Source organism: Curtobacterium sp. MCPF17_003, from assembly GCF_003224385.1.
GTDB lineage: Bacteria > Actinomycetota > Actinomycetes > Actinomycetales > Microbacteriaceae > Curtobacterium > Curtobacterium flaccumfaciens.
On the sequence record NZ_QKLC01000003.1, the window covers coordinates 1 to 16,849 of the forward strand.

18 protein-coding genes and 2 tRNA genes are annotated in these 16,849 nt (G+C 71.5%); 8 read left to right on the top strand and 12 right to left on the bottom strand.

The genetic code is table 11. The annotated features are described in order from the left end of the window. Positions 1 to 1,376, bottom strand: a 1,376-nt coding sequence (locus DEJ30_RS03980) for an MFS transporter (RefSeq protein ID WP_110859162.1), incomplete at its 3' end; no start/stop codon positions are given. A gap of 102 nt (positions 1,377 to 1,478) precedes the next feature. Between DEJ30_RS03980 and DEJ30_RS03985 the strand changes: the two genes are divergently transcribed. Next, the gene (locus tag DEJ30_RS03985; protein ID WP_110859163.1) at positions 1,479 to 2,918 is read left to right on the top strand and encodes an LLM class flavin-dependent oxidoreductase; all 1,440 of its coding nucleotides are present in this window, start codon (positions 1,479 to 1,481) and stop codon (positions 2,916 to 2,918) included. Between the two features lie 26 nt (positions 2,919 to 2,944). Beyond that, positions 2,945 to 4,180, top strand: coding sequence for an acyl-CoA dehydrogenase family protein (locus DEJ30_RS03990; RefSeq protein WP_258369808.1), 1,236 nt, complete (start codon positions 2,945 to 2,947; stop codon positions 4,178 to 4,180). 99 nt (positions 4,181 to 4,279) lie between these two features. Here the strand turns inward: DEJ30_RS03990 and DEJ30_RS03995 are convergent, their stop codons facing one another. From DEJ30_RS03995 to DEJ30_RS04020, 5 genes are all read right to left on the bottom strand, one after another. Next, positions 4,280 to 4,624 (bottom strand): metallopeptidase family protein, encoded by a 345-nt coding sequence (locus DEJ30_RS03995; protein ID WP_017886056.1) that lies wholly within the window; start codon positions 4,622 to 4,624, stop codon positions 4,280 to 4,282. A gap of 141 nt (positions 4,625 to 4,765) precedes the next feature. Then, positions 4,766 to 4,838 (bottom strand) — tRNA-His (locus tag DEJ30_RS04000). Positions 4,839 to 4,913: 75 nt separating this feature from the next. After that, positions 4,914 to 5,552, bottom strand: a complete 639-nt coding sequence (gene orn, locus DEJ30_RS04005; protein WP_110859165.1) for an oligoribonuclease — start codon at positions 5,550 to 5,552, stop codon at positions 4,914 to 4,916. Between the two features lie 912 nt (positions 5,553 to 6,464). Further along, a complete protein-coding gene (locus DEJ30_RS04015) occupies positions 6,465 to 7,706 on the bottom strand; it encodes an MFS transporter (RefSeq protein ID WP_110859167.1) in 1,242 nt (413 codons plus the stop codon). Next, entirely contained in the window at positions 7,703 to 8,152 is a 450-nt protein-coding gene (locus tag DEJ30_RS04020) for a MarR family winged helix-turn-helix transcriptional regulator (RefSeq protein ID WP_027464646.1), read from the bottom strand. Before DEJ30_RS04020 ends, DEJ30_RS04015 begins: the two co-directional genes overlap by 4 nt. 102 nt (positions 8,153 to 8,254) lie before the next feature. Between DEJ30_RS04020 and DEJ30_RS04025 the strand changes: the two genes are divergently transcribed. Together DEJ30_RS04025 and DEJ30_RS04030 are read left to right on the top strand one after the other, a co-directional pair. After that, complete coding sequence (locus DEJ30_RS04025) at positions 8,255 to 8,545, top strand: hypothetical protein (RefSeq protein ID WP_027464647.1); 291 nt, start codon at positions 8,255 to 8,257, stop codon at positions 8,543 to 8,545. Positions 8,546 to 8,574: 29 nt separating this feature from the next. Further along, positions 8,575 to 8,835, top strand: a complete 261-nt coding sequence (locus DEJ30_RS04030) for a thioredoxin family protein (protein WP_110859168.1) — start codon at positions 8,575 to 8,577, stop codon at positions 8,833 to 8,835. Here the strand turns inward: DEJ30_RS04030 and DEJ30_RS04035 are convergent. The 3 genes from DEJ30_RS04035 to DEJ30_RS04045 all read right to left on the bottom strand — a co-directional run bounded on the left by DEJ30_RS04035 (position 8,779) and on the right by DEJ30_RS04045 (position 12,374). After that, positions 8,779 to 10,368, bottom strand: a complete 1,590-nt coding sequence (locus DEJ30_RS04035; protein ID WP_146238489.1) for a DUF6716 putative glycosyltransferase — start codon at positions 10,366 to 10,368, stop codon at positions 8,779 to 8,781. The two genes, DEJ30_RS04030 and DEJ30_RS04035, sit on opposite strands and share 57 nt — an antisense overlap. 351 nt (positions 10,369 to 10,719) lie before the next feature. After that, the gene (locus tag DEJ30_RS04040; RefSeq protein WP_110859170.1) at positions 10,720 to 11,592 is read right to left on the bottom strand and encodes an N-acetylneuraminate synthase family protein; all 873 of its coding nucleotides are present in this window, start codon (positions 11,590 to 11,592) and stop codon (positions 10,720 to 10,722) included. Next, complete coding sequence (locus tag DEJ30_RS04045) at positions 11,589 to 12,374, bottom strand: cytidylyltransferase domain-containing protein (protein ID WP_110859171.1); 786 nt, start codon at positions 12,372 to 12,374, stop codon at positions 11,589 to 11,591. The genes DEJ30_RS04040 and DEJ30_RS04045 overlap by 4 nt, the downstream gene beginning before the upstream one ends. A 152-nt stretch (positions 12,375 to 12,526) precedes the next feature. Between DEJ30_RS04045 and DEJ30_RS04050 the strand changes: the two genes are divergently transcribed. Continuing rightward, positions 12,527 to 12,599 (top strand) — tRNA-Arg (locus DEJ30_RS04050). Between the two features lie 81 nt (positions 12,600 to 12,680). On the opposite strand, the gene DEJ30_RS04055 is transcribed toward DEJ30_RS04050, so the two are convergent. Together DEJ30_RS04055 and DEJ30_RS04060 are read right to left on the bottom strand one after the other, a co-directional pair. Continuing rightward, positions 12,681 to 13,961 (bottom strand): hypothetical protein, encoded by a 1,281-nt coding sequence (locus DEJ30_RS04055; RefSeq protein WP_110859172.1) that lies wholly within the window; start codon positions 13,959 to 13,961, stop codon positions 12,681 to 12,683. Between the two features lie 89 nt (positions 13,962 to 14,050). Next, entirely contained in the window at positions 14,051 to 14,317 is a 267-nt protein-coding gene (locus DEJ30_RS04060; RefSeq protein ID WP_017886047.1) for a hypothetical protein, read from the bottom strand. A gap of 150 nt (positions 14,318 to 14,467) precedes the next feature. Between DEJ30_RS04060 and msrA the strand changes: the two genes are divergently transcribed. The 3 genes from msrA (at position 14,468) to DEJ30_RS04075 (ending at position 15,979) form a co-directional block, all read left to right on the top strand. Beyond that, positions 14,468 to 14,995, top strand: a complete 528-nt coding sequence (gene msrA / locus DEJ30_RS04065; RefSeq protein WP_110859362.1) for a peptide-methionine (S)-S-oxide reductase MsrA — start codon at positions 14,468 to 14,470, stop codon at positions 14,993 to 14,995. A gap of 37 nt (positions 14,996 to 15,032) precedes the next feature. Then, positions 15,033 to 15,236, top strand: a complete 204-nt coding sequence (locus tag DEJ30_RS04070; RefSeq protein WP_017886045.1) for a hypothetical protein — start codon at positions 15,033 to 15,035, stop codon at positions 15,234 to 15,236. Between the two features lie 119 nt (positions 15,237 to 15,355). Then, a complete protein-coding gene (locus DEJ30_RS04075; RefSeq protein WP_110859173.1) occupies positions 15,356 to 15,979 on the top strand; it encodes a single-stranded DNA-binding protein in 624 nt (207 codons plus the stop codon). A gap of 29 nt (positions 15,980 to 16,008) precedes the next feature. Here the strand turns inward: DEJ30_RS04075 and DEJ30_RS04080 are convergent, their stop codons facing one another. Continuing rightward, the gene (locus DEJ30_RS04080; protein ID WP_110859174.1) at positions 16,009 to 16,731 is read right to left on the bottom strand and encodes a hypothetical protein; all 723 of its coding nucleotides are present in this window, start codon (positions 16,729 to 16,731) and stop codon (positions 16,009 to 16,011) included. Positions 16,732 to 16,849: the final 118 nt, after the last annotated feature.

Sequence of the window (16,849 nt, forward strand, 5' to 3'; positions counted from 1 at the left end):
AGATGTGTATAAGAGACAGCCCCCGCGCCCGCGCCCGTCCGCGCCTCCCGCCGCGCCACCGCCCGCGGATCCACCGCGAACACCGCCGCCACGATCGTCAGCACCGCGTACACCCCGAGGTACCCGCACAGGATCCACGGCGACCCGCCCCCGAGCTGCACGAACACCGCGGCCAGCAGCGGTGTCAGCCCCACCGAGAAGATCGACCCGATCTGGTACCCGAGCGACATCCCCGAGTACCGCCGCCCGGTCGGGAACTGCTCGGCGAACCACGCCGCCTGCGGCCCGTAGATGCTGTCGTGGAACACGCACATCCCGATCAGCGCCACGAGCGGCAGCAGCACGAGCGGCCCGGCGTCGAGGAACGCGAAGAACGGCCAGATGAGCACCGCGATGCCCACCGCCGACCAGATCGTCAGCACCCGCCGCCCGACCCGGTCCGACAGCCACCCCCAGAACGGCGTCGACACGAGCGACACCGCCGAGATCACGAGCACGGCCTGCAGCCCGGCGTCCGAGCCCTCCGGTCCGCGCACGTTGCCGAGGTAGGTCAGCGAGTACGTCGTCAGGATCGAGTACAGCGCCGGCTGCACGAGGCGCAGGCCCGCCGTCACCAGGATCGACCGCGGGTGCTGCCGGATCGCCTGCCACACCGGGAACCGTTCGACCCCACCCGAGGCGCGCAGCTCCTGGAACACCGGGGCGTCCTGCACGCCGAGTCGGATGACGAGCCCGACCGCCACGATCACCGCCGAGAACAGGAACGGCAGCCGCCAGCCCCAGGCCAGGAACGCCTCGGTGCCGAGCAGCGACCGCACGAGCGTGAAGACCCCGGTCGCCAGGAGCATCCCACCGGCCGACCCCATCTGCGTGAACGCCCCGAACAGCCCCCGGTGCCGCTCCGGCGCGTGCTCGACGGACAGCAGCGCCGAGCCACCCCACTCGGCACCGGCCGCGACGCCCTGCAGCAACCGCAGGAACACGAGCGCCACGACGGCACCGACCCCGATGGTCGCGGCGGACGGGATCACCCCGATCAGCGTGGACGCGATGCCCATCAGCACCAGCGAGGCGACGAGCAGCTTCTTCCGCCCGATCCGGTCGCCCAGGTGGCCGGCGATCACGCCGCCGAGCGGCCGCGCCACGAACCCGACGCCGTAGGTCGCGAACGACGCGATGACCCCGACGGCCGGCGTCACGGACGGGAAGAACGTCGGTGCGAACACCAGCGCCGAGGCCGTCGCGTAGAGGTAGAAGTCGTAGTACTCGACGGTCGTCCCGACGAACGACGCGAGGGCGACCCGACGACGGGTCGCGGTGGTCGACGGTGCGGCGGGACGGCCTGGAGGCGCGGTGACGGTGGTCTGGCTCGGCATGCCTCAGGAGCATGGTCGCGTCCAGGGCCGCGGGGAACACCGCGCGTAACGGGAGGTCACGTCGCTGTCGTCGGATGGTGCCCGCCGACCACGATGGGACGCATGAGCGATGCACCGAACCGCCCGCTGCGCTTCGCGGCCTTCGTCATGAACACGACCTCGCACATCCAGCACGGCCTGTGGCGGCACCCCGACGCCCGGCAGGTGGACTTCGACGACGTGACGCTGTGGACCGACCTGGCGAGGACCCTCGAGCGCGGCAAGTTCGACGCGATGTTCTTCGCCGACGTCGTCGGTACCTACGGCCCCGGTCGCGGCGACTACTCGACCAACCTGCGCGAGGGGCTGCAGATCCCCTCGAACGACCCCTCCGTGCTGCTGTCCGCGCTCGCCGTGTCGACCGAGCACCTCGGGCTCGCGTTCACCTCGAGCGTCATCCAGGCGCACCCGTTCGACTTCGCCCGCAAGGTCTCCACGCTCGACCACATCACCCGGGGCCGCATCGGCTGGAACGTCGTCACGAGCGCCCTCGACAGCGCCGCCCGGAACTTCGGGGCCGACCGGCTCGAGGAGCACGACGAGCGCTACGTCTGGGCCGAGGAGTACCTCGAGGTCTGCGCGAAGCTCTGGGAGGGCTCGTGGGAGGACGGCGCCGTGCTGAAGGACCCCGTCCGCGGCTACGCCGACCCCGACAAGGTGCACCGCATCGACCACCACGGCACCCGCTACGACGTGCAGGGCCCGCACCTGTCGGCACCGTCGCCGCAGCGGACCCCGGTGCTGTTCCAGGCGGGGTCGTCCCCCGCCGGCCGGGCCTTCGCGGCCCGGAACGCCGAGGCGCAGTTCATCCTGACCTCGAACCGGGACGCCACCGAGCAGCTCATCCGCGAGACCGGTGACCTGGCCGAGGCCGCCGGCCGGCAGCGGGACGACATCGCGTTCTTCCTCGGCCTCACCTTCGTCACCGGCTCCACCGAGGCCGAGGCGAAGGCCAAGGAAGCGGAGATCGACGAGTACCTGGCCGCCGACGGGTTCCTGGTGCACTCGAACCTCGGCTTCGACCCGGACACCGGCGAGCCCCTCGACCCGGACACCCCGCTCTCCGAGGTCCGCACCCACGCCGGGCAGTCGCACCTGCAGTGGCTCCGCGAGGCCGCCGGGGACCGCGAACCGACGATCGCCGACCTGGCTCGCCTGTCAGCGAAGCTCCGCGCCCGGGTCGTCGGGACGCCGGAGCAGATCGCCGACGAGCTCGCCGGCTGGCAGCGCGTGGGCGTCGACGGCGTCAACGTCATCAACTGGACGCTGCCCGGCTCCTACGAGGAGTTCGTCGACCACATCGCGCCGACCCTGCAGGAGCGCGGGCTGATGCAGTCCGAGTACCGCGAGGGGACCCTGCGCGAGAAGCTCTTCGGCCACGCACAGCTGCCGGGATCGCACCCGGCCAGGCGGTGGCGCGGGGCGTTCTCGGGGGGCTCTGGCGCCACCGCGCCGGCGACCGTCCCGGACGACGCGACCCGTGCGGTGGAGGTGCCCGCGTGACGCCGGCGACGACGACCGACGGAGCCGTGACGGGCCTCCCGGCCGACCGTCTGGCGACCCTGCGCGAACGCTTCGCGCCCGTGTTCGCCACCATCCGCGACGGCGCGGTCGAGCGTGAGCTCGCGTCCGGGAGGCCCGGCGACCGGCCGCTGCCGCACGCCGAGGTCCGGGCGCTCGCCGACGCGGGGTTCGGGCGGCTGCGCGTGCCGGAGGACCGCGGCGGCTTCGGGGTGACGCTGGTCGAACTCGCGCACCTGGTGGCGGACCTGGCGGCGGCGGACTCGAACATCGCGCACCTGTGGCGCGGACACTTCGGGTACACCGAACTGGTGCTGCTGCGGCCGCACTCCGCGTCACGCGACGAGTGGCTCGACCGGATCGTCGGCGGCGCGATCGTCGGGAACGCGACCTCGGAGCGGACCGGGACGACCCTGGCTGACATCTCGACGACGGTGACGCCTGCTGGTGATTCCCTCCGCCTCGACGGGCGGAAGTTCTACTCGACCGGCACGCTCTACGCGGACTGGATCTACCTGGCGGCGGACCGCGACGGGGAGCGCGTGACGTTCGCCGTCGACGCCTCCGCACCGGGCGTCAGGAGCATCGACGACTGGGACGGGTTCGGGCAGCGGTTGACCGCGTCCGGCACCACCGTGTTCGACGGGGTGTCGGTCGACCCTTCGGTGGTGTCGGCGTACCGGGACGCCCCGCTGTCGCACATCCAGGCCTTCTACCAGCTGTACCTGCTGGCGGTCCTCGCCGGGATCGGGCAGGCGGTGTCCGACGACGCCGTGGCCTTCGTGCGACCACGGACCCGCACCTACATCCACGCCAACGCGGCCGTGCCGGGGGAGGACCCGCAGGTGCTGGCGGTGCTCGGGCGACTGTCGGCCGGGGCGTTCACCGCCCGGTCACTCGTCGTCACCGCCGCGGGACTGCTCGACGGGGTCGTCGCCACGAACGAGCCCGGGGTCGGCGTCGACCGCGTGGTGCTCGACGCTGCCGAGAACGCCGTGTACCAGGCGCAGATCGAGATCGGGTCGCGGGTGATGCGGTCGGCGTCCGAGCTGTTCGAGGTCGGCGGGGCGTCCGCGGCCGAGCGGACGCGTGCGCTGGACCGGCACTGGCGGAACGCCCGGGTGGTGGCGTCGCACAACCCGGCGGTCTACAAGGAGCGGATGGTGGGGGAGTACGCGCTGCACGGGCGGGGGCCGGTGGGAGCGTGGGAGAAGTACCACGAGGTGGGGCCGACCCGGTTCTGAGGGGCGCGGCGGCTCGGGGGTGGTGCCGAGTCTCGGCCCTGCGGACAGTTCGTGGGCGCCGATGCCCGCGTGCTGTCCGGCTGGCCGAGACTCGGTTCGCTACGCCCAGCCGAGCTCGTGCAGCCGCTCGTCGTCGATGCCGTAGAAGTGGCCGATCTCGTGCACGAGGGTGGTGTGCACCTCGTCCTTGAGCTCCTCGACGGTGTCGCACTCGGCGAGGTGCTGCTTCCGGAACACCACGATGCGGTCGGGCAGCTCGCCGAAGCCGTACTGCCCGCGCTCGGTGGCCGCGATGCCGTCGTACACGCCGAACAGCTCTTCGCCGTTCTCGGGTTCGTCCTCGACGACGAACACCACGTTGTCGAGCCCGTCGACCATCTCGTCGGGTAGCAGGTCGAGTTCGTCGGTCACGAGTTGCTCGAACGCTTCGGCGGACATCTCCATCACGCAGGGATCGTCCCACACCGCGCTGACCACTCGCGGCTGACCACTCGCGGCGAAGCCGCACGGCGCCGGAGGTGCCCAGACAAACACGGAGGGAGAGCCCCGGTTGCGCCACACGCAACAGGACTCTCCCTCGACCGGGGTGAATAACGGGTCTCGAACCCGCGACCTCCTAGACCACAACCAGGCGCTCTACCAACTGAGCTATATCCACCATGTTCGAACCGGCTGACCGGCGCGACCACTCAATAGTAGTACATGCGGGACGGGGCGCGGACCACCCGTGTCGCTACTCGGCCGCGGGCTGCGCCAGCCGTGACTCCCACTTCGCCACGACGTCGGCCTGCACGGCGCGTACGTCGTCCGTGCTCGGGCCGGGCTCGGCGACGAAGCCGGCGCGGCGGTAGTACTCGAGCTCCCGGATCGACTCGAGGATGTCCGCGAGGGCCCGGTGCCCACCGTGCTTCTCCGGCGCGTTGAAGTACACGCGGGGGAACCAGCGGCGGCAGAGCTCCTTGATGCTCGACACGTCGACGCTGCGGTAGTGCAGGTGCCCGTCGACCCGCGGCATGTACTTCGACAGGAACGCGCGGTCGGTGCCGATGGTGTTGCCGGCCAGTGGGGCGGAGCCCTCGGCGGGGACGTGCTGGAGGATGTACTCGAGCACCTGGTACTCGGCTTCCGCCAGGCTCACGCCGTTCGGGATCTCCTCGATGAGCCCCGAGGTGACGTGCATGTTCGTCACGAACTCGTTCATGTTGTCGAGCGCCGACTGGTCCGGCTTGATGACGATGTCGAATCCGGGGTGCACGGGCTCGAGGTCGAAGTCGGTGATGACCACGGCCACCTCGACGAGTTCGTCGACCTCGAGGTCGAGGCCGGTCATCTCGCAGTCGATCCAGACGAGGCGGTCATTCGCGGTTGCCATGTCCTCGATCCTATTCCCGCGCTGCGTGCCTCCCGTACGTGCCGTTGCGCCCGCGCTGACCGCGCCCGCGCGTGCTCGCCCGTGCTCGGTCGTGCTCGGTCGCCCGTTCCGCGAGTTCCGCGCGTTCCGCCCGTTCCGTGAGTTCCGCGAGGCCGATCCGCGCGTCCGATCCGCGAGCGGGCGAAATGCCGCGGTCGCCCTGCGGACGCACCCGGATGTTCTGCCCGCTCGTCCAGGACGTGAGCCGCATGCGGTGCAGGCGACCGCCTGGAGGCTCATCGCGACCCCGGCAGGCCGCCCCGCGCCTCCAGGCTGTCGCTTCCACCCCGTCTGCCGCACCGATCCCACCCGGCTCCGCTTCGTCACCGCGAGCGGGCGAAATGCCGTGTCACCCGGCGGACGGACGGTGGTGTTCCGCCCGCTCGCCGACGGCGGCGCCCCGGTTGCGCCTTCGCACGCCGGCGTCCAGCCGAGCGGGCGAAATGTCGCGGTCGCCCTGCGGACACCCCCGGATGTTCCGCCCGCTCGTCGGCCACGTGAGCCGCGAGCACCGCAGGCGACCGCCTGGAGGCTCGCCGCGACCCCGGCAGGCCGCCCCCGCGCCTCCAGGTCGTCGCTTCCACCCCGCCTGCCGCACCGCTCCGGCCGACCGTGAGCCGACCGCGCGAACGGGCGAAATACCCGAGTCGCCCTGCGGACGAAGCCGGGCATTTCGCCCGCTCGCGAGGGGAAGGAGGGGGGCGTGGGGGAGAGAACCCGCGTGGGGGAAGCTCGCGGACGCACGAACGGGCGAAATGCCGACGTGCCCAAGGGGGACACTCCGGCATTTCGCCCGTTCGTGGGGAAGCGGGGAAGTGGGGAAGTGGGGAAGCAGGGAAGCGTGGCGCGGGTGGAGGGCGCACTTGCCCGTGGCTAGGCCATGTCGCCGGCGGTGATGGCCTCCGCCTCGACGCGCTCCGGCTCGGCACCGTCGTCGACGCGGCGCAGGACCCTCGTGGTGCAGAGGATCACGACGAAGGCGACCGCGACGGACGCGCCCGCGAAGACGTACGCCGCCGAGGGCGAGTACGCGTCGGCGAGCAGGGTCGCGACGGGCGGGGCGATGGCGCCGCCGATGAACCGGACGGCGGAGTAGGCGCTCGAGGCGACCGAGCGGGGGAGGTCGGTGGCCTCCATGACGCACTCGGTGAGCACGGTGTTCAGGACACCGAGCACCAGACCACCGATGACGACGCAGATGATCAGGCCGACCTGGGAGCGCACGACGAGGGCCGCGGCGAACAGGTCGAGCGCGAGCAGGGGCAGCGCGACCTTCAGCACGGTCGTCCGGCGCATCCGAGCGGTGAGCATCGGGGCGACCCACACCGACGTGATCGCGAGACCGACACCCCAGCCGAAGAACGTGAACCCGATCCCGAGCGCGCCGAAGCCGAGCGGGAACGGCGTGTACGCCAGCAGGACGAAGAAGCCGATGTTGTAGAACAGCGCGGTCGCGGCGAGGGCTGCGAGTGCCGGACGGGTCAGGGCGCGGAAGGGGGCGGAGAGCTTCGTCGGCGTGGGCTTCTCGAGGCTGCCGGTCTTCAGCAGGGCGACGATGGCGATGAACGCGACGGCCATCAGGGTCGTGACGCCGAAGAACGGGCCGCGCCAGCTCACCGAGCCGAGCAGACCTCCGACGAGGGGGCCGACGGCGATGCCGAGCCCGAGCGCTGCCTCGTACAGGATGATCGCCGAGGCGGTGCCGCCCGACGCCGCCCCGACGATGGTCGCGAGCGCGGTGGAGATGAAGAGCGCGTTGCCGAGGCCCCAGCCGGCGCGGAAGTCGATGATGCTCCACACGCTGTTCGACGTCGCCGCGAGCACCGAGAACACCACGATCAGGGCGAGTCCGATGAGCAGGGTGCGCTTCGCGCCGATGCGGCTGGAGACCCAGCTGGTGAAGAACATGGCGACACCGGTGACGGCGAGGTAGCTCGTGAAGAGCAACTCGGTCTGCGCCGGCGTCGCCTTCAGGGACGCCGCGATCGCCGGGAGGATCGGGTCGACGAGGCCGATGCCCATGAACGCGACGACGCAGGCGAAGGCGATCGCCCAGACCGCGGACGACTGCTTGAGGATGGAGCCGGACTGGCCGGCGGGTGCGTGGGCGTTCACGCGGGGATCTCCGTTCCGTTGGGGGTTGTCCGGGTGCGCTGGGCGATCAGGTTCGCCGCGTGGTGCAGGACGTCCCAGTCGTCGTCGGTCAGGTCGGCGAACAACGGGCCGACCGTGCTGGTGAGGGTGGAGCGCCAGGAAGCGAGCCGTTCGCGTCCGGCCTCGGTGAGTTCGATGAGCTGCCCGCGGGAGTCGTCCGGGTCGACGCTGCGGCTGACGAGGCCGTCGGCGAGCATGCCGGCGACGAGTCGGGTCATCGTGGGCTGCGCCACACGGGAGGCGGTGGCCAGTTCGCCGAGTCGCAGTGGCTCGTCGGTCTCGAGGATGCCGAGCGTGCGCCAGACCGCGGCGGACGTGGTGTTGCCCGTCGACTGGACGGCGCTGCGGATCAGGCGGTTGACGGAGACGAGGAGGGTCTCGATCGTCTGCTCACGCGGTGTTTCCATAGTTGAACTATATAGCCGTGCTATGCAAAATGCAACGGCGGGCAGTCGAGCGACGACGGCCCCGAACAGACTGCACCAGCCGCCGCCTGGTAGAAGGGAGGCATGAGCGACATCACCATCCACGAAGGCGACGAGTACACCGCGATCTTCCACGGCGGCCCCTTCGACGGCACGACCGACACCCGCACCGCCACGAGCGACGCGCTGGACGACGAGGTCACGGTGTTCGCCGACGTCGAGGGCCTGCAGACGGCCTTCACCTACCGCGCCACCAAGTCCCGCCAGGTCCTCGACCAGATCTCGGTCGAGTTCACCTACGAGCCGGAGGAGTCCGACCCGGTGGACGACCTGCAGGACCGCGGCGACCGCAGCGGCGAGTTCGACCGGGAGTAGAACCCCCACCCGCCGCGTTGCAGGACCACATGCAGCTCGACCTCTGGACGTCCGCCTTCTGTGCGCCGTGCGCCGCCGCCCGCCGGGTGTCGGCCGAGGCCTCGGCGCTCGTTCCCGGGCTCACCGTGACCGAACGCGACGTGGCGGCACACCCCGACGACGCGGAGGACCTCGGTATCCGGTCCACGCCCACGATCATCGTGCGGCAGGACGACGGCACCGAGGTCTTCCGTTCACCCGGCGTCCCGACCCGCGACCAACTCCTGCTCGCGGTGGCCAGGGCGCTCTGAACGAGCGGTCGCCGCAGCCGCAGCCGCAGCCGCCGCCCGAGCGGCCACCCCGGCGGCGGCCCCCGGCGCGGGTGCAGCGGCGCGGACCTCCGGATGGACCCCCGCGCGCTGCGACGTCGGCGCCGCCACCACGACGGGTGCCGGCGGATCGACAACCGCCCGCACACGTCGCGCCAGACGCTTCGCGCCCCTGATCGGCGCCCCGATGCTCAGCGCCACCAGCCCGAGCGGGCTGCGATCCGCCCCGCCGAGGGCGTTCTTCCGCTCCCACGCGCGGCGCAGCAGCCCACCGCGGCTCCGCCGAGCCGGCGCCCGGTCCACCAGGGCCCCGGCATCCCGTCGGGCCATGAGCTCCACCAGCCGGTGCTGCCAGTCGTCCTCCGAGGCCGGGTGGAAGTAGTTGTCCCGCATCCACTCCGGCCGGACGACACCGAACCGTCCGTCGACCAGGTTGACGGCGTCGCCCTCGAGGCCGCTCCCCACGAACACCTCGTTGATCAGGTGCCGCCCGATGCCGAAGTCGGTCAGCGTGAGAGCCGGGACGCCCCGCGCCGCCGCCTCGAGCACCGCGGTCGAGCTGATCGTCACGAGTGCCACCGCGCGGTCGAGGTGCTCGGCCATCGGCCCGCTCTCCACCACGAGGTTGGTCGGCGCGTCCGCCGGTACCAGGTCCGGGTAGGGGTGCTCCTCGCGGTGCGTCTGGTGCTCGCCGGCCGCCGCGCGCGTCTTGATGACGACGCGCCACTCCGGGTGCGCCCGTGCCGTCTCGACGAGCCACCGCACGATGATCGCCCGATCGGCCCGCTCGAACGGCACACTCGGCTGCGCCGCGAAGACGACGGAGTCGCGGACGGTCGGCCCGACACCGCCGACACCGCCGACAGCGTCGGTTGCGTCGGCACCACCGGTCGCGCCGGACCCCCGGGCGAACGGCAACGTGGCGAGCGCGAAGTGCGGCTCGACGCCGCCGTCGCGCGCCGTCTCCTCGTACGCGCGGACCTCACGGTGGCTGTGCAGCACGAACAGGTCGGCCCGGGCGCGGAAGAAGATGCCCTTCCACTTCGAGGGGAACGAGATCCCCGGCAGCCCCGACACCAGCACCGGCCGGTCCGGGATCCGCCGGTGCACCTCGTCGATCACGAGTTCGGCCACCGGTCCGATCAACGACACCAGGACGGCGTCCGGCGGGTCCTGGCGGAGCTCCTCGACGACGGCGTCGACGTCCTTCGGCGCGGGCGGTTCGCGGTGCAGGTGGGCGAGTCGCCGGTCGAGCCCGCGGAACGCCGACCGCAGCTGCTTCGGACTCGCTGACCGCGGGGTCGCCACGGTGCGCAGCTCCAGGTCCCAGTCCGCCGGGGCGCTCGCCAACAGGTGCGCGCCCCACTTCGCGAACGAGTCGGTGTCGACCAGGCCGACCACGCGTCGGACGCGTGGTGACGCGTCGGACGGGAGGCGCGCCTCCAGTCCGTCTGTCGGCCCGCCGCCGTCACCCGGCCCGCTCAGGGCGCTGGTCCCGTCGACCGGGCCGCTCACGCGCCGACGCGACGCAGCTTGGCGAGCGGTGCCTGCTCGCCGGCGGTCGGATGGGGACTGCATGCGCTCACGCGCCGACGCGACGCAGCTTCGCGAGCGGTGCCTGCTCGCCGGCGGTCGGATGGGGACTGCATGCGCTCACGCGCCGACGCGACGCAGCTTGGCGAGCGGTGCCTGCTCGCCGGCGGTCGGATGGGGACTGCATGCGCTCACGCGCCGACGCGACGCAGCTTCGCGAGCGGTGCCTGCTCGCCGGCGGTCGGATGGGGACTGCATGCGCTCACGCGCCGACGCGACGCAGCTTGGCGAGCGGTGCCTGCTCGCCGGCGGTCGGATGGGGACTGCATGCGCTCACGCGCCGACGCGACGCAGCTTCGCGAGCGGTGCCTGCTCGCCGGGGAAGATGCGCTTCACGCCGTCGCCGAGGGCGGTCTCGATGATGCGGAGGTCGCGGGCGAGCGTCTTCAGGCCGTGCGGCTCGAGCGATGCGGCGTGGTCGGAGCCCCACATCGTGCGGTCGAGCGTGATGTGCCGTTCGACGGCCGTGGCACCGAGGGCGACGGCGGCGATGGAGATCTGCAGGCCGGGCTCGTGGCCGGAGTACCCGACAGGGACGCCCGCGTACCGGTGGGCGAGGGTGTCGATCATGCGGAGGTTCGCCTCCTCGGCCGGCAGCGGGTAGGTCGAGGTCGCGTGCATGAGGACGAGTCGCTCGGTGCCGAGGGCCTCGACGGCGGCGTCGATCTGCTCGAGCGTGGACATGCCCGTCGACAGGATGACGGGCTTGCCGGTCGCGGCGACGGCGGCGAGCAAGCCGAGGTCGGTGACCGACGCCGAGGCGATCTTGTAGGCGACGACGTTGAGGTCCTCGAGGAAGTCGACCGACGGCTCGTCCCACGGCGACGCGAACCAGTCGAGACCGCGGAGGGTCGCGTGGTCACCGATCTCGATGTACTGGTCGCGGTCGAACTCGACGCGGTAGCGGTACTCCAGGTAGGTCATGTCGCCCCACGGGGTGCTGCGCGGGGTGTTCTTCATGTGCTCCGGCGTGGAGATCGCGGGGGTGCGCTTCTGGAACTTCACGGCCTGCAGGCCCGCGTCGGCAGCGACGTCGACGAGCTGCTTCGCGATGTCGACGTCGCCGTTGTGGTTGAGGCCGATCTCGCCGATGAGGTACGCGGGGTGGCCCGCGCCGATCGTGGACGTACCGATGGTGACGGTCATGGTGCTCCGTTCGGTGCGGGGGTGGCCCGCGTCGGGGATGGGTCTCGGGTCGTGGTGGGTGCTGGGGCCGCGGCGCCGACGCGTTCGTCTGCCGTGAAGTCGGTCAGCGCGCCGGCCAGCGCTTCGGCGAGGGCCAGGTCGGCCTCGTCGTCGACGTCGATCGCGCCGGCACCGTCGACGACGGCCAGCTCGACGCGGCCGTGGAACCGGTGCCGGTTCTCGAGGAACCCCGCCGTCCGCATCACGTAGAAGGCGCCGGTCTCGCGGTACTCGGGCTCGCGGTCCTGCCGACGGGGCCTGGTCGCAGCGTCGTGGTTCACCGCGACCGCCGTGCCGTCCGGGGCGGTCCGCCACAGGAACGCGTGCGACGGGGCGGCGGCGAACACCGCGTCGGCGTGCCCGTCGACCACGCGCGCGACGGCGGCGTCGAGGTCCGCCGGGTCGATGAACGGCGAGGTCGCCTGCAGGAAGACGAGGACTTCGGGCAGCGGGGTGCTGATCGCGTCGAGGACGTGCAGCAGGGCGGACTCCGAGGACGCCTCGTCCCCCGCGAGCTCGGCCGGACGGCGGACCACGGCGGCACCGGCGGCGACCGCCTCGGCGGCGATGGCGTCACCGTCGGTCGTGACGACCACCCCGTCGATGCGCGTGGCACGTCGTGCCGATTCGACCGCTCGACGGACCAGCGAACGACCCGCGACCGTGCGGAGGTTCTTGCCGGGGATCCCCTTCGACCCGGCGCGTGCGGGCACGACGGCGAGGACGGAACCGGTGGTGCGCATGCTCCGGACGCTACGAAGCGTGGGTGTCGCGGAGGGGAACGGGGAGCAGACGGCGGCCGACCGTTGGGCGACCGCCGAGCCCGGTCACGGCGACGCGGCGGGGTGTGCATCGAGCGTCTGAGGGCCGCTCGCCGCTACAATCGACGCTGCTCGCCTCCGTAGCTCAGTGGATAGAGCAGGTGGTTTCTACCCACCGTGCCGCGGGTTCGATTCCTGCCGGGGGCGCCGAAGACGAACAGGGCCGCCATCCTCTCCGGATGGCGGCCCTGTTCTCGTCGTGGTGGCTGTTACTCGTCGTGCTGGCTACTACTCGTCGTCGTCCGCGGCGCGGCGCCGGAGTTCGGCGGCGCTGATCGGCTGCGTGTACGGCGCCTCCGACGTCTCGTTCGCGTCGGCCGGCTCTGCGGGGGCCTGGTTCAGGCGGGTCGGGACGGACGTGGTGTTCGTCGCGCCGGGGGTGTCGACCCGGGGCGCCGAGGCGGGCGGGACGTCGTTCGCGGGTGCTCGATTGACGTGTGCGTCGGCTGCGGTGGGCGTCGCGACGGGGCGGTCGGACGAGGACGGACGGTCGTTCCGCGGTGCGCGGTCGGAGTCGCCGAAGGCTCGGGTGGCGCTGTCGTCGTCCACGACCTCGGTGTCGTCCGTGCCGCGGCCCTGGGCGGAGCGGAAGGGCGAGGTCGGGGTACCGAGCGCCGGACGGACCGGTGGTGCAGCCTCGTCGTCGCCGTAGACGCGGGTGGTGTTGTCACCGAACGAGCGTGTGGCGTTCGGGTCGGCGTTGCCGCGGTTCGGGTTCGTGCCCGCACCGCGGTTCACCGAGAACGACGGGGTCGTCCCGCCGGCAGCACCGACTGACGCAGCACCGGCTGACGCCGCACCGGGTGCAGCAGCGCCGGGCGCAGCAGCGGCCGGCGCCGGAGGGGTCGACGGCGCGGACGTGGGGCGCTGCGCCGGACGCAGCGAGGTCGTCGTCGGGGTGGGACGCTCGGCGGGAGCGGCCGGGGCCTTTGCCTGCGCCTGCGTGCGTGGGGCCTCGGCCTGGTCGGCGTTCCAGTCCTGCTGCCGCTTGATCAGGTCGGCGTCGGGGTCCGGCGACTCGAACTTCCAGCGCTCGAGGTCGGCCTTGAAGAGCTTGCGCGCACGGTTCGGTCGCGACTGCCAGTCGAGCAGGCGGTCACGGAACTCGGCGAGGGACTGGTCGGCCTGGAAGCTGAACGTCGACGAGTTCTTCTTGATGTCGGCGATCTCGTGCTGTGCCCAGTTGGCGGCCAGTGGCGCACCCTGCACGGGGAGCAGGCGCAGCCGGATGTCGGCGTCCTCGGCGAGGTGGTCGGCGTAAGCCCGCTCGTCGTGCCCGAGCGATCCCCACGCAGCTGCCTTGCGCGCAGCCGTCAGGATCGCGGCCACGGCCGCGTTCTTCGATTCGCGCTCCTGCAGCGCCACGACCCGCTTGGTCGCGCTGCGCCCGATGAGCGCCGCGATGACGCCCGCCACGACGATGGCGACGAAAGGGATCACAGCGCCCGAGAGCACCCGCCAACCCGTGTCGGACGAAGTCCAGTCGGTCAGGTCGTTCCACCAGTCCATGCGCGCACCATACCCACGGAACGGTCAGGCGTCGGGGACGCCGGACGGCGTTCCGTGCATCCCATCGCAGATGATTCCAATCTGGAACATCATGACCAGCGCAGGGTGTCCACGGCGTCGTCGGCGGACCACACGCTCGGCAGCTCGACGAACCGGCGCTCGGTCGCGACGTACCGGCGGGCACGGTACGCGGTGTCACCGGCGACGTCGATGCGGTCGACGTACCCGACGATCTCGCCGTTGGCCCGGGTGACCCGGCTCAGGTCGTCGCGGACGTCGAGGATCCGGTAGTCGCCCCGGGCGCGGGCCAGCGGGACGGTGCGGATCCGCAGTGCGGGTTCGGTGATGGTCTGCATCGCTGGCCTCCTGGTCGGTGTGGTGCCGACGCTACGGGGGACCACCGACACGCCGAGGGGTGCCAGCAGATCTGGGGAACAGGGTCTCCGCGCACACTGTTGTGGAGGAACGAGGCTGCTGCATCGGCGGCCCGGAGAGAGGGAGTGGCCATGACCACGTTCGTGCTCGCAGGTGGATGTTTCTGGTGTCTCGACGCCGTGTACCGCACGCTCCAGGGGGTGCAGGACGTGGTGTCCGGCTACGTCGGCGGGCAGGTCGAAGAGCCCTCCTACGAACTGGTGTGCACCGGCACGACGGGGCACGCCGAGGCGGTCGCCGTGACGTTCGACGAGTCGGTGATCCCGGCCGACGTGATCCTGGACGTCTTCTTCACGCTGCACGACCCCCGCCAGCTGAACCGTCAGGGCGCCGACGTCGGCACGCAGTACCGCTCGGCGATGTTCCCGGCCGACGACGCGCAGCGCGAGGTGTTCGAACGGGCCGTCGAGCGAGCATCCGACATCTGGGACGGCGGCATCGTCACCACCATCGAGCCGCTCTCGACGTTCTACCGCGCCGAGGAGTACCACCAGGACTTCTTCGCGAAGAACCCCGGCCAGGGCTACTGCCTCGCAGTCGCGCTGCCCAAGGTGAACAAGGTCCGGAAGGCCTACAGTCAGTACATCCTGGCGTCCTGACCCCGGGGCGGCAGGGCCACAAGGAGGTGGTTCGAACATGACGGACAACACGGGAACCTGGGTCGCCATCGGTCCGGCCGGAGCGGTGGGCAGCATCCACCGTGCGGCGGACGGCTTCGAGGTCGAGCTCTACGGACGCCGACGGGCGGGCGGGCCCTACCCGTCCCTCGAGTCCGCGAAGGGTGCGGTCCACGCCGCGCTCGGACCGTTGGCTGCCCGGCCCGAGTTCCGAGCACACTGAGCGGGTCTGTCCAGGAGGCCCGGGGGACTCGTCCTCCACAGGTTGCCTGATCGGATCCACACGCCACAGATCGAGCCCGGGGCCGCTGACGCGGCCCCGGGCTCCGTGACGATCGACGCATGAACGACATCATCACCGTCTGCGGAATCGTCGCCACCGAGCCCCGGCACCTCGTCACCGAGACCGGCATCGCCATCACGAGTCTCCGACTCGCGTCGCCCTCACGCCGTTGGGACCGGGCCACCGCCGCCTGGGTCAACGGCGCGACCAACTGGTACACCGTCACCGCGTTCCGGTCGCTCGCGTCGAACGTGTTCAAGTCCCTGAAGAAGGGTGACCGGATCGTCGTCGCCGGCCGGGTCCGCATCCGCACGTGGGAACGCGACGGTCGGGGTGGGACCTCGGTCGAGATCGACGCCGACGGCATCGGGCACGACCTGGCGTGGGGGATCAGCAACTGGGTCAAGGTGCCTCGACACACCTCGGACTCGGCGGTGACGCCGGGTGCCACCGCGGACGTCGACCCCCGGACCGGGGAGGTACGCGGCCCGACCCCGGACGAACCCGGGTCCGCTCCTGGGCACGACCAGGCCCGGGCAGACGGCGAGGAGCCGGTCGATCACGTCGAGCCCGACCACGTCGATCGGGACGACGAACACGACCACGATCTCGACGACGCCGGGCCGGTCGACGGCCTGCGTGACTTGGACGTACCCGAGGAGCACGAGCGTCCGGCCGCGTGATGCCCGTCCCGCGGATCAGTGTCCGACGGTCACCAGCGCTGGGTGATCATGCCGATGCCCGCCACTTCGGTCGTGTCCCAGTTGCCGCCCTTCGGCAGGCCACTCACACGGCCGTCCACCCAGAACGTCGCTCCCTGGACCGCCGGCGAGTTGACCTGGCGTGCCTTCAGACCGTGGAACGAGAAGTTCGTGTTCCACTTGCCCTGCAGGCCGCTCACGCCGGGCTTGTTGCGCACCGTGATCTTCACGTTGCGCATCGACGAGTGGACGACGTCGCCGTTCAGGCGGCCGTTCCCCTCGACGTTGAAGAACAGGCGCCCCTTCAGGTTCAGGCCGACCGCCGCGATCGTGTGGCCGTTCGCGAAGAAGGTCCCGACGTTGTTCGGGTAGAAGCGGAGTCCGACCGGGGTCACGTTGTGGGTCGCCGGGCCGAGGTAGCCGTACGTGAACTTGCCGTTCTGCACGCGCTCCCAGATGAACCGCGGCGCCCCCTTGCTCACGGTGGACCCCTTGTCGGACTGGATCCCCACGGAGAACGCGTTGTTGTACGCGTCGTGCACGTTGATGTACGACGAGTACCCGGTCCCGGCCCCGCCCTCGGTGATGTCGGCGGTGTACTCGACCAACGGTGTGCCGTGCGGGGCGACGGTGGCTGCCGAGGCCGTCGCGCCGGTGGGTGCGACGAGGCCGACTGCGAGTGCGACCGCTCCGACGAGGGGGAGCGCGAGCCGGCGGATTCGTGTTGTGGGCATGTCCCTGATCCTGATCTCCGTGTGGACGACGAGGCCTCTGGTGGAAGGCGAGGCAACGGTACGTCGAAGTGCGCCGATGCAACACCCCTTGTGCGCGTTCCGGCAGGGGGCCGGGTTC

Coding starts and splice junctions, on each gene's coding strand:
- DEJ30_RS03985 (WP_110859163.1), top strand. CDS start 1,479: ATGAGCGATGCACCGAACCGCCCGCTGCGCTTCGCGGCCTTCGTCATG.
- DEJ30_RS03995 (WP_017886056.1), bottom strand. CDS start 4,624: ATGGAGATGTCCGCCGAAGCGTTCGAGCAACTCGTGACCGACGAACTC.
- orn (WP_110859165.1), bottom strand. CDS start 5,552: ATGGCAACCGCGAATGACCGCCTCGTCTGGATCGACTGCGAGATGACC.
- DEJ30_RS04020 (WP_027464646.1), bottom strand. CDS start 8,152: ATGGAAACACCGCGTGAGCAGACGATCGAGACCCTCCTCGTCTCCGTC.
- DEJ30_RS04025 (WP_027464647.1), top strand. CDS start 8,255: ATGAGCGACATCACCATCCACGAAGGCGACGAGTACACCGCGATCTTC.
- DEJ30_RS04030 (WP_110859168.1), top strand. CDS start 8,575: ATGCAGCTCGACCTCTGGACGTCCGCCTTCTGTGCGCCGTGCGCCGCC.
- DEJ30_RS04040 (WP_110859170.1), bottom strand. CDS start 11,592: ATGACCGTCACCATCGGTACGTCCACGATCGGCGCGGGCCACCCCGCG.
- DEJ30_RS04045 (WP_110859171.1), bottom strand. CDS start 12,374: ATGCGCACCACCGGTTCCGTCCTCGCCGTCGTGCCCGCACGCGCCGGG.
- DEJ30_RS04055 (WP_110859172.1), bottom strand. CDS start 13,961: ATGGACTGGTGGAACGACCTGACCGACTGGACTTCGTCCGACACGGGT.
- DEJ30_RS04060 (WP_017886047.1), bottom strand. CDS start 14,317: ATGCAGACCATCACCGAACCCGCACTGCGGATCCGCACCGTCCCGCTG.
- msrA (WP_110859362.1), top strand. CDS start 14,468: ATGACCACGTTCGTGCTCGCAGGTGGATGTTTCTGGTGTCTCGACGCC.
- DEJ30_RS04070 (WP_017886045.1), top strand. CDS start 15,033: ATGACGGACAACACGGGAACCTGGGTCGCCATCGGTCCGGCCGGAGCG.
- DEJ30_RS04075 (WP_110859173.1), top strand. CDS start 15,356: ATGAACGACATCATCACCGTCTGCGGAATCGTCGCCACCGAGCCCCGG.
- DEJ30_RS04080 (WP_110859174.1), bottom strand. CDS start 16,731: ATGCCCACAACACGAATCCGCCGGCTCGCGCTCCCCCTCGTCGGAGCG.